At 36.4% G+C, this 12,179-nt stretch carries 10 protein-coding genes and 1 rRNA gene; 9 read left to right on the top strand and 2 right to left on the bottom strand.

Features of this window, described 5'->3' with window-relative positions; all coding sequences use genetic code 11:
- The 9 genes from DF947_RS20715 to DF947_RS20755 all read left to right on the top strand — a co-directional run bounded on the left by DF947_RS20715 (window position 1) and on the right by DF947_RS20755 (window position 10,690).
- Window positions 1-1,500, top strand: coding sequence for an HU domain-containing protein (locus DF947_RS20715; RefSeq protein ID WP_109932586.1), 1,500 nt, complete (start codon window positions 1-3; stop codon window positions 1,498-1,500).
- On the top strand, window positions 1,500-2,210 hold the full coding sequence (locus tag DF947_RS20720; RefSeq protein ID WP_109932589.1) for a MotA/TolQ/ExbB proton channel family protein: 711 nt from the start codon (window positions 1,500-1,502) through the stop codon (window positions 2,208-2,210). Before DF947_RS20715 ends, DF947_RS20720 begins: the two co-directional genes overlap by 1 nt.
- Window positions 2,210-2,611: an ExbD/TolR family protein gene (locus DF947_RS20725; protein ID WP_109932591.1), complete on the top strand. Its 402-nt coding sequence runs from the start codon at window positions 2,210-2,212 to the stop codon at window positions 2,609-2,611. Before DF947_RS20720 ends, DF947_RS20725 begins: the two co-directional genes overlap by 1 nt.
- On the top strand, window positions 2,611-3,426 hold the full coding sequence (locus tag DF947_RS20730; protein WP_109932593.1) for an energy transducer TonB: 816 nt from the start codon (window positions 2,611-2,613) through the stop codon (window positions 3,424-3,426). Before DF947_RS20725 ends, DF947_RS20730 begins: the two co-directional genes overlap by 1 nt.
- A gap of 39 nt (window positions 3,427-3,465) precedes the next feature.
- Window positions 3,466-3,696, top strand: coding sequence for a hypothetical protein (locus tag DF947_RS20735; RefSeq protein WP_109932595.1), 231 nt, complete (start codon window positions 3,466-3,468; stop codon window positions 3,694-3,696).
- On the top strand, window positions 3,693-4,130 hold the full coding sequence (locus DF947_RS20740; protein ID WP_109932597.1) for a type II toxin-antitoxin system VapC family toxin: 438 nt from the start codon (window positions 3,693-3,695) through the stop codon (window positions 4,128-4,130). Before DF947_RS20735 ends, DF947_RS20740 begins: the two co-directional genes overlap by 4 nt.
- Before the next feature lie 11 nt (window positions 4,131-4,141).
- The gene (locus DF947_RS20745) at window positions 4,142-5,431 is read left to right on the top strand and encodes a bifunctional folylpolyglutamate synthase/dihydrofolate synthase (RefSeq protein ID WP_240615432.1); all 1,290 of its coding nucleotides are present in this window, start codon (window positions 4,142-4,144) and stop codon (window positions 5,429-5,431) included.
- 69 nt (window positions 5,432-5,500) lie between these two features.
- On the top strand, window positions 5,501-7,159 hold the full coding sequence (gene pafA, locus DF947_RS20750; RefSeq protein WP_109932599.1) for an alkaline phosphatase PafA: 1,659 nt from the start codon (window positions 5,501-5,503) through the stop codon (window positions 7,157-7,159).
- 159 nt (window positions 7,160-7,318) lie between these two features.
- Window positions 7,319-10,690, top strand: coding sequence for a methylmalonyl-CoA mutase family protein (locus DF947_RS20755; protein ID WP_109932601.1), 3,372 nt, complete (start codon window positions 7,319-7,321; stop codon window positions 10,688-10,690).
- A 53-nt stretch (window positions 10,691-10,743) separates the two neighbouring features.
- On the opposite strand, the gene DF947_RS20760 is transcribed toward DF947_RS20755, so the two are convergent.
- Entirely contained in the window at window positions 10,744-11,724 is a 981-nt protein-coding gene (locus tag DF947_RS20760) for an acyl-ACP desaturase (protein ID WP_109932603.1), read from the bottom strand.
- A 334-nt stretch (window positions 11,725-12,058) separates the two neighbouring features.
- Window positions 12,059-12,170, bottom strand: a 5S ribosomal RNA gene (gene rrf, locus DF947_RS20765).
- Window positions 12,171-12,179: the final 9 nt, after the last annotated feature.

Consider the following 12,179-nt stretch of genomic DNA (forward strand, 5'->3'; position numbering starts at 1 on the left):
ATGGATATCTTATCATACCTTTTAGAACTTTTGCAACAAAGCAAGGAAGTCGGTATTACTGGCTTGGGAACTTTCTATAAAAAGAAATTTCCAGGCAGATACGATAAGGAAAAACAATCGTTTTTACCTCCGGGATATACTTTGCAGTTTACTACAGATGTTCAAGATGAAGAATCTCTGGCGCAGTTTGTTTCTAGCAAAAGAAACATCTCATTAGAAAGCGCTAAATATTACATCGCTCAGTTTGTTGAGGATGTTAATAAAAAGCTAGAGATTGAACACGAAGCAGAGCTGGTAAACACAGGTAGACTGTTTTACACGGAACACCAAGGTTTAAGTTTCGAACCTGCAAAAAGTACAAACTACGGCTCAGAATTTTATGGTTTGCCTGTGGTGCCAGAAACTGAAACTGCTGTAGAAGAAATAAAATCTCCTTCTAAAAAAGAAGATGAAGAAGAGATTTACGATGAGATTGCTGAGGCACCATCGGCGCCAGCTCAAACCGAAACAACAAAAGAGATCGAAACTGCTTTTCCCATCATAGAAAATGTAGAATTGGATGAAGTTCATGATGATCTTAAAAACACCTTAAAGCATAGCGAAAAACCATTAGAAGCTGAGGTTGAGGTTCCGGAATTCATAAAAGAACAGCATGAAGAACATCCTAATCGTTTCGGGCATAAGCCAGAATCAGATGACCTTTTAGAACAAGAAAAGGATGAAGTTGTTGTTGTTCCTGAATTTATTAAAGAACAGCATGAGGAAAATCCAAACCGTTTTGGGCATACACCCGAAACTGAGTTGCCAAAAACTTACATCAATTTACATGATGAAGTTAAGGAACATGAAGAAATTGTTCCTCATGAGGAAGTTATAGAAGCTCCAGAATTTATTAAGGAACAGCACGCCGAACATCCAAATCGTTTTGGCCACGATCCACTTTTGGATGAACCAGTTGAAGAAGGTAAATCAGTTTGGCCAAAGGTATTTGTTGCCATATTAATATTAATTGTAATTGCCGCAATTGTTTATTTCGTCAATCCAGAATTATTTAATCCAGTAGCTAAAGTTGATAAAAACCCAATTCCCGCTGCAATTGCAGATTCGCCGAAAGTTATTGTGGATACTGCAAAGCTAAAACAGGATTCAATAGCAAAGACAGATAGTATTTTAAAAGCGAACCAGGTTTTACCGAAAAAGGATTCTATTAAAAAAACTACTGCTGTTCCGGCAAAAGCCATCGCAGCTGTTGCAAAAACTCCCACAGTAACATACGACATTATTGGGGCCTCGTTTAAAACAACTAGAAAAGCCGAACAGTTTATACAACAAATGAAAGGTTATGGAATTTCTGCTAAAATTGTACCTATTGAAGGCCCATATAAAAAAGTAAGTATTGCATCATTTAGAACAGAGAAAGAAGCTTTCGATGCCAGACCAGCTTTAAGTAAAAAAGTTAGAATAAAAGAATTAGATATTAAACAGATAAACACACCATAATGACAACCTTATTAACAATTATTCAAGACACCACACAAGCATTGCAGGACACGGCAAACGCGGTTAATCCAAATTTAAGTCAGCCCGCACCAGAAATACATTTTATTGATTTGCTTTTTAAAGGTGGCTGGGTAATGATTCCTTTGGCTTTCTTGGCCGTTTTAGCCTTAGTTATATTTTTCGAGCGTTATTTAACCATCAAAAAAGCTACTAAAGATGAATCTAATTTAATGGGCCAGATTAGATCTTATATTCAATCAGGTAATTTGGAAGGCGCATCTGCAATGTTAAGAAACAACAACTCTCCCCTTTCCCGCATGTTGCAAAAAGGTTTAAAACGTATTGGTCGTCCGATTAAAGACATCGAAGGAGCAATAGAAAACGTAGGAAAATTAGAGGTTTCCAAATTAGAAAAAAACATTAGCATTTTAGGAATTGTGGCCGGTATTGCGCCAATGCTAGGTTTTGTGGGTACAATTGTTGGGGTAATTACAATTTTCCACCAGGTATCCATTAAAGGTGCTATCGAAATCGGAACCATCTCTGGTGGTTTATATACCAAAATGATTACATCAGCAACCGGCTTAATTATTGGTATTATCGCTTACGTTTTATACCACATTTTAAATATAATGGTTGAGAAAATTATTCTCAAAATGGAAACCGATGCAATTGATTTTATTGATTTATTAGAAGAACCAGGCAAATAATGAATTTACGCAAAAGAACAAAAGGAAGTGTAGAAGTACATACATCAGCACTGAACGATATCATGTTCTTTCTGATGTTGTTTTTCTTATTGGCCTCTGCAGTGGTAAATCCAACGGTAGTTAAACTACTCTTGCCACAATCATCAAGTGGACAACAATCTACTGCTAAAAAAGCAGTTACCGTAACTATAGACGAAAATTTAAAATATTTCGTTGATAAAAAACCAGTAACCATAGAACAATTGCAACCAGTATTAGAAGGTTATCAAAAATTAGCACCCGATATGACCATTCTTTTATATGTATCACGCAATGTGACTTATCAGGATGGATTTGTTGTAAACGATATTGCAAATAAATTAAAATTAAAGCTTGTTGTAGCTGTTGAGCCTAAAAAATAATGACTCATAAAGAAGAAAATAATTATCCAAAAGCGGTTGCCATTTCAATGGGCATTATGGCTCTTTTACTGGCCATAAGCTTTATTATTGTGATTGGTTCTTTCCAGCCACCAGAAGAATTGGGTATGGGCGGTATGGTTGTAAATTATGGAACTTCGGCCGAAGGTATGGGCGATGATTACACAAGCATTGAGGAACCTTCTGCTGATCCGAACGCCAACAATAAAAAACCGGATAAGGTAACACCTGAAGAAAAGGTTACACCAACTACATCTACTGAAAGTAGCGATAAGGATATTCAAACTCAAAATACAGAGGAAGCTTTGAGTATTAATACTAAGCCTCAAAAAGCAACTTCAACAACACCAACCACTACAACAGAAGAAAAACCTTCCAAGCCTGTTATTAATCAAAATGCTTTATATAAGGGCAAAAAAAATACCGGTCAAGGTGGTGGGGATGGAACAGGAACTACAGCAGGAAATCAGGGATCAATTAATGGAGATCCGTTATCTAATAATTATGGTGAGGGTGGCTCTGGTTTCGGAAATAAACCTATAGAATTACGTCGTTTTTCAAATTTGGTTATTCCAAAAGATGATGGTCAAAAAACCGGCAAAGTTGCCATTAGAATTTATTTCAATAAATCGGGAACAATTACGAGAGCCAATCAAGAGTTAAAAGGTTCTACGATTACAGATACCGAATTGGTTAATAAATGCATTCAGGCGGTGTTAAATTCTGCTTTGAGTAAAACTGATATAGGTGGCGATAGCCAAACAGGTGTGGTTGTTTTCAACTTTAAAGTGAAATAAAGGATTATAAGTAAATATATTTTTTCTTAAATTTGATTCATGAATACTTTAAGAATCGACGTGTTAAACCCTAAAGCTGTTAAATTATTAAAAAGCTTAGCAGATTTGAATCTTATTGCTATCCAGCCTTTTAAAAAAGAAAAGAATACTACGCAAAAGAAAGAATTATCTATTTCAGATTTTTCTTTTTCTAAAAGCCAAAAAAACTTGAAAACTTATAAGGGTTCATTAAGTGATGCTGTAATAGAGGAGAGAAGAACAGAACTGTGAATATTTTTTTAGATACTCCATCATTATTCAAACTTTATCACAAAGAAATTGAAACTGCTGAATTAGAGCAATTATTCTCTAAACAAAAAATTACAGCTGTCTTTCTTTCGGAAATATCTAAAATTGAATTTACGTCAACGATTTGGAAAAAAGTAAGAACTAAAGAAATTACTTCTGAACAAGCGAAAACTACTTTAGAATTATTTGTATCTGACTTTGAAAAATATACATTTTTAGCTGTTGATCGTACAGCTATTGATCAAGCCAGAATTTTAATATCAAAATATGGCAACCAAGGGCTAAGAACATTAGATAGCCTCCAACTTTCTAATGCAGTTTCAGCTTTCAAACAGGTAGATTTATACATTACTTCCGACAAATTATTAAACTTACTCTTTGTAAACGAAGGTTTGCCAATTGAATTAGAAAATTAATTTAAATAAGCTTGAACTACCAGCAAACGCTTGATTATTTATACAGTAAACTACCCATGTTTACCCGTGTCGGTGCATCTGCATTTAAAAAAGATTTAACCAATACCATAATTTTCTGCGAAGCTTTAGGTAATCCTCAGCATAAATTTAAAAGTATCCACGTTGCGGGTACAAATGGGAAGGGATCAACCTCGCATATGTTGGCATCAGTTTTACAGGCTCAAGGTTATAAAACAGGTCTGTATACCTCCCCTCATTTAAAAGATTTTCGCGAACGTATTCGCATCAACGGCAAAATGATGGCCAAGGCCGAGGTTATAACCTTTGTTCAACAGCGAAAAAATCTTATTAAAGAAGTTGAGCCGTCATTCTTTGAAGTTACCGTAGCAATGGCTTTTGATTATTTTGCAAGGCATCAGGTTGATGTTGCAGTAATCGAAGTTGGTTTGGGTGGCCGTTTAGATTCAACCAATATTATCCAACCGGAGATTTCCGTTATTACCAACATCAGTATAGACCATACCAATATGCTTGGCAATACGATAGAAGAAATTGCAGGAGAAAAGGCAGGTATCATAAAGAAAAATACGCCTGTAGTTATCGGAGAAACTCAAGAAAAATCGAAAACTGTTTTTCTAAACAAAGCGAAGGAAATGAATGCATCAATTGTTTTTGCTGATGCAGTTTTATCCGCAAAAGAAATTTCGGTAAAAAACAATAAATTGGTTCTGTCAGTATTTGAGGGATCCGAATTAAAATATAAAAATCTACCAAGTGATTTAACAGGACTTTATCAACCAAAAAATATTCTTACCGTTTTAGAAACCTTTGAGATTTTAAATCAGCAAACTGATATTAGAACAACCTCAGAAAGTGTTTTTAAGGGATTAAGACAGGTAAAAAAACAAACAGGCTTACAGGGTCGTTGGCAAACATTGAGCAGAAATCCATTAGTGATTTGCGATACGGGCCATAATGAAGCTGGAATAACTGAAGTTGTAAAAAACATAAATCAAACACCTTACCAAAAGCTTCACATCGTTTTTGGAATGGTAAAAGATAAAGACATCTCAAAAGTGCTCTCCCTATTACCAAAACAAGCTAAATATTATTTTTGCAAACCAGATTTAGAGCGTGGTTTAGAAGTGGAAGATTTAAAAAATCAGGCATTGGCTTTTGGATTAAAGGGCAAAATCTTTGATTCTGTTTCAGATGCTAAGGCAAAAGCAATAGAATCAGCTGGTGATGATGATTTGATATTTATTGGCGGAAGCACTTTTGTAGTGGCAGAAGCGCTATAAAATCTTTACAAAAACTTCAAATATTCTTCATCTAAAAATTGTTACTTTAGCCAAATAACAAAAATAAGAATGAAGAAAATACCTTACTTAATCTTTTCCCTATCGCTCTTTTCGCTATCAATCGCCACCGCACAAACTAAAAAAACTACAACGGCTCAGCCTAAAGCTTATCCGGCAGAAGTTGCCCGACCAAAATTGGTTGTTGGCTTGGTTGTCGATCAAATGCGCTGGGATTATCTATATCGATACTATAATCGCTATACAAACGGTGGCTTCAAAAGATTGGTTAATGAAGGCTTTTCTGTAGAAAACACATTCATTCCTTATACACCAACCTATACCGCATGTGGTCATACTTGTATTTATACAGGTTCTGTCCCAGCAATTCATGGCATAATCGGAAACGATTGGTACGACCCTGAAACAAAAAAGAACATGTATTGCACCGAAGATACAACAGTTGTAACCGTTGGAAGCACACCATCTACTGAAGGGCAAATGTCGCCCAAGAACATGTTAACCAGCACAATAACTGATGAATTAAGACTAGCAACCAACTTTAGAGGTAAGGTAATCGGTATTTCTTTAAAAGATAGAGGTTCAATTCTTCCTGCTGGCCATGCAGCAAATGCGGCATATTGGTACCAAGGTACAACTGGAAACTGGATTACCAGCTCTTACTATATGAAAGAAGTTCCGACCTGGATAGCCGATTATAATAAATTAAAGCTGGCAAATAAGTTTTACGCTAAAAACTGGGAAACACTTTATCCAATTAATACTTACGTAAACAGTACGGCTGATGAGAAAGCATACGAAGGTAAGACCAGTACTTTCCCGCACATGCTTACACAAAATATCGATAAAAACTTCGATGCAATTAGAAGTACACCTTATGGCAATACAATAACTTTGGATTTAGCCAAACTTGCTGTTTTATCAGAAGATTTAGGTCAGGACAACATTACCGATTTTTTAGCCGTTAGTTGCTCGGCCACAGATTATGTTGGCCATGGATACGGTCCAAATTCAATCGAAGCTGAAGATACTTATCTGCGTTTGGATAAGGATTTAGAAGAATTTTTGAATTATTTAGATAAAAAAGTTGGAAAAGGAAATTATACCATCTTCTTGACAGCAGATCATGGCGCAGCACATGTTCCTGGTTTTATGGCAGAAAATAAAATTCCTGCAGGAGTGGTAAGTGATCGAGACATTGCTTCAAAATTAAATACTTTCTTGAACGAAAAATTTAAAGTGAACAATATTGTTTTAAAATCAATGAATAATCAAATCATCTTTGATCATGATAAAACAGATAACGGAACAGTAAGTTTTGATGTAATTAAAGCAGCCTCAATAGAATTTCTTAAAAGAATGGATGGCTTTGCAAACGTAGTTGATATTTCCAGAATTGCTCAGGCAACAATTCCTGAGATCCAGAAAAAAATGATTACCAACGGCTATAATGCAAGAAGAAGTGGCGATCTTTATTATATCTTAAATCCAAATTGGTTCAATGGTGGCAGTACAGGTACAACTCACGGTAACTGGAACCCTTACGATGCACATATTCCACTGGTATTTATGGGCTGGGGAATTAAACAAGGAGCTTCCAACAAAACACATTACATGACAGATATTTCGGCTACCGTTGCAGCATTACTGCATATACAGATGCCTAATGGATGTGTTGGAGAACCAATAACAGAAATTACAAATAAATAAATTCTTTAAGCCACCAACTCGGTGGCTTTTTTGTTTTATTACTGTATCAATATCATTAAAAATCCATCCACTTGTAAGTAGTTGCTACATTTGCATACCAAATATAAAAAGGAACAAGTTTAGGAAATCGTTCGATTGCTATTCTAAAAATCCAATAATATGCAACAAGTAGAAATATATAAACCTAAAAATAAAATTCGTTTTGTTACCGCTGCTTCTTTATTTGATGGGCACGATGCTACAATTAACATTATGCGTCGAATCCTTCAATCGTCCGGTGCAGAGGTTATTCATTTAGGCCATAACCGATCAGTTGATGAAGTGGTAAACTGTGCAATTCAAGAGGATGTTCAAGGCATTGCAATGACTTCTTATCAAGGCGGTCATATCGAATATTTTAAATACATGTTCGATCTGTTGCAGGAAAAAGGATCTGGTCACATTAAAATATTTGCAGGTGGCGGGGGTGTGATACTTCCTTCTGAAATTGACGAGCTCCAAGCCTATGGTATTTCTAAAATCTACTCGCCAGACGATGGCCGTAAAATGGGATTACAGGGAATGATTAATGACATGTTAGAGAAAACAGATTTCATAACAAAAGCCAGTATTACCAATGAGTTAGCATCCATCCCAACAAAAGATATTAAAGCTATAGCTGGCGCAATAACCGTTGCTGAAAATGATCCCGAAGGAGCTCAAAAATTTGTTGATGAGTTAAAAAAACTTTCTAAGAACAATAAAGCACCAATTTTAGGCATCACTGGAACTGGTGGTGCAGGAAAATCTTCTCTTGTTGATGAGCTGGTTAGGCGATTTCTTGTAGAAGTAAAAGATAAAACATTAGCCATTATTTCTGTAGATCCTTCCAAGAGAAAAACAGGTGGTGCACTTCTAGGCGACAGGATTCGGATGAATGCGATCAACAACCCAAGAGTGTACATGAGGTCTTTGGCAACGCGACAGGCAAACCTTGCGCTTTCGAAAAACGTGCAGGAGAGTATAGACATCTGCAAGGCAGCTGGTTATGATCTAATTATTGTAGAGACTTCTGGAATTGGGCAATCGGATACCGAAATAACAGAACATTGCGATGTTTCCTTATATGTTATGACTCCTGAATTTGGAGCAGCTACTCAATTGGAAAAAATCGATATGCTCGATTTTGCAGATTTAGTCGCCATAAATAAATTCGATAAAAGAGGTGCGCTAGATGCATTGCGGGATGTTCGAAAACAATATAAGCGAAACCACAATATTTTCGATGCTAAGGACGAGGAAATTCCAGTTTATGGAACAATGGCATCTCAGTTTAACGATCCGGGAATGAATAATTTATTTGTAGCCTTAATGCAACAGATAAAAGATAAAACAGGAACGGATTTCCATGCAAAAATGGAGCTCACATCAGATCAATCAGAGAAAATTTACATCATTCCGCCAGATCGAATTAGATATTTAGCCGAAATTGCAGAATCGAGCCAAACTTATAATGAATGGGTGGATAAGCAATGTACTATTGCCAGAAAAATGTACCAGCTTAAAGGTGTAATCGACTTATCAGAAGAATATCAATCACTTTCTTTGGGCAGTGGGTTAAAAGAAGCCTATACTTTTTTTGAGGAAATGTTAGATGGCGAATGCAAAAAATTGCTCCGAAAGTGGCCTGAAACCAAAAAGGCTTATAAAGAAGAGTTTTTTATATACAAGGTTCGGGATAAAGAAATTAAACAGCCTTTGTATTATGAATCACTATCTAAATTAAATATTCCTAAAGTTTCCTTGCCAAGATATGAGGATTGGGGTGATATTTTACGTTGGTTATTAACTGAAAATCTTCCGGGAGAATTTCCCTATGCGGCAGGAGTATTTCCATTAAAACGCGAGGGAGAAGACCCCACAAGGATGTTTGCCGGAGAAGGTGGCCCAGAAAGAACGAACAAACGTTTCCATTATGTTTCTTTAGGCCAGCCTGCCCATCGTCTTTCAACTGCTTTTGATTCTGTAACCTTATATGGTGAAGATCCTCATATTCGCCCAGATATTTATGGTAAAATTGGAAACTCGGGTGTAAGCATTGCTACCCTAGATGATGCTAAAAAACTTTATTCCGGTTTCGATCTTTGCGCTGCATCTACCTCCGTATCAATGACAATTAACGGGCCTGCTCCTATGTTATTGGGCTTTTTTATGAATGCGGCAATAGACCAGCAATGTGAGAAATACATTATTGAAAATGATTTGCAGACTGAAACCGAAGAAAAGATAAAGGCAATTTATAAGGCTAAAAATACAGTTCGTCCAAGTTATAATGGTACGTTACCAGCTGGAAATGATGGTTTGGGTTTGATGCTTTTGGGCGTTACAGGAGATCAGGTTTTGCCTGCAGAGATTTATTCTGCTATAAAAGCTAAAGCAATCAGCTCGGTTCGAGGAACGGTTCAAGCCGATATTTTAAAGGAAGATCAGGCTCAAAACACTTGTATATTCTCTACAGAGTTTGCATTGAGAATGATGGGCGATATTCAAAAATATTTTATTGATGAAAAAGTAAGAAATTTTTATTCTGTATCCATTTCGGGTTATCATATCGCCGAAGCAGGCGCTAATCCCATTTCGCAACTTGCCTTTACACTAAGTAATGGATTTACTTTTGTTGAGTATTACTTAAGTCGTGGAATGCATATTGATGATTTTGCGCCCAATTTATCTTTCTTTTTTTCCAACGGAATCGATCCAGAGTACGCAGTTATTGGTCGCGTAGCGAGAAGAATTTGGGCAAAAGCAATTAAAAATAAGTATAAGGGAAATGATCGTTCTCAGAAGTTAAAATATCATATACAGACTTCTGGGCGATCTTTACATGCTCAGGAAATAGATTTCAATGATATCAGAACTACACTACAGGCTCTATACGCGATATATGACAACTGTAATTCACTCCATACCAATGCGTATGATGAAGCCATTACTACACCTACCGAAGAATCTGTACGAAGAGCAATGGCCATTCAGTTAATCATAAATCGCGAATTAGGGCTGGCAAAAAACGAGAATCCATTACAAGGTGCTTTCATTATAGAGGAGCTGACAGATTTAGTCGAAGATGCGGTACTTACTGAATTTAAACGGATTAACGATCGTGGCGGAGTTCTTGGAGCTATGGAAACCATGTATCAAAGAGGTAAAATTCAAGAAGAAAGTTTATACTATGAAACATTAAAGCATACCGGAGAATATCCCATAGTTGGTGTAAATACCTTTTTAAATAAAAATGGTTCGCCTACGATTATACCTGGAGAAGTTATTCGTGCCACTGAAGAAGAAAAACAATTTCAAATTTCTGCTCTTCAAAAATTTCAGGATAGAAATGAAGATAAGTCTGCTCTGCTGTTAAAACAATTGCAAAAATCTGCGATTGATGGGGAGAATATCTTCGACAAGTTAATGGAAGTCTGCAAAATCTGTTCGTTAGGTCAGATAAGCAAGGCGCTTTATGAGGTTGGTGGTCAGTACAGAAGAAATATGTAACATAAAAAAAGCCATTTACGATTGTAAATGGCTTAAATATTTTATTAAACTGCTTATCCAGCGATCCAGCTAAATTTATAATCAATAGTTGGATTTTTCATACGCTCGGCCACTCTTAACAATCTTGACGGCAGATTCATAATATAGTCGCGAGCTTTTTCTCCAGCTTCATCTAAATCACGCATGCCTTCAATTTTCCAATCGATAATTAACTGTTGCATAATTTCAACATAATCTACTGCAGTATAAACACCCAATCGTTGTGCTGCATCAGTAAAGTGTCCAAAAGTTTGGCCAATTTTTAAACCTACTTCACGTAAGAAGTGAGCAGGCATTACAATTTTCTTACGCATCATATCTTCAAAAGCCAACATTGCTTCGTTAGGATCAACCTCAAAAATACGGTTCATAAAATCCTTGTACGCTTTTGCATGTCTAGCTTCATCTGATGCAATAACACCACACATTCTCGATAATAATGTATCGCCATCCTTTTTGGCAAGTGAAGCCACTCTTCTATGAGAAACATTGGTTGCTAATTCTTGAAAACTAGTATAAATAAAATTACGATAGGGATCATGGCCAGTGCCAATATCGAAACCATCGGCAATAAGATACTGTGTAGAGATCTCCATTTGACGCATATCTACACGCCCAGATAAATATAAATATTTGTTCAATAAATCACCATGACGATTTTCTTCTGCAGTCCAATGACGAACCCACTTCATCCAGCCTCCTTCTTCATCCCTACTGTGGCCGTCAACCATAGCAAGCCATGATTCGTAGGTTGGTAAAGCTTCTTCAGTAATGGTATCACCAATTAATACAGCTACTAAATCATAAGAAAGATCTTTTGCATTATCTCTTAAAATCCGGATATCTTGATAAAATGTTTCACTAGTAGAATCTGGTAAAAAATCAGAAGGTTGCCAATTGGTGTCAATAGGTTTCAAATAAGTCCCCATCGACTCAAGCATATATTTTTCAATATGCATCATTACTTCCCTTCTTTTATCTGCAAAAAAACTCATTACTTATGCTTATATTTTTGTTAAAAACAAAGATAACCAAATATTATGGCAAACCTTAGGATATTAACATATTTGCACCAATTGAGTTTTAAAACAGCCATATTTTATCAAAAGTGTAATTAAAACCAAAATTGCAAGTCCTGTATACAACCTTATAAATAAATTTGATAGTTGTAAGCGGATAATCTGCAAGTTTCGCCATTCCTAAAATGAAACAGAACGGTTAAGAAAAAGCATTCTCGCTCCATCGGGCTTGCAGCGGAAGGCTGCAGCGCCGGAAAAAGGCCGGAAAAAAGGAAGGCCCCGTAGCAAACGCTGCGGGGCCTCTTTTAAGATCTGGCACCGACCTACTCTCCCACGTGTTACCGCAGTACCATCGGCTCTGGCGGGCTTAACTTCTCTGTTCGGAATGGGAAGAGGTGGACACCGCCGATATAGGCACCTGAATATTTTAA

Source organism: Pedobacter paludis (assembly GCF_003173575.1).
GTDB classification, from domain to species: domain Bacteria; phylum Bacteroidota; class Bacteroidia; order Sphingobacteriales; family Sphingobacteriaceae; genus Pedobacter; species Pedobacter paludis.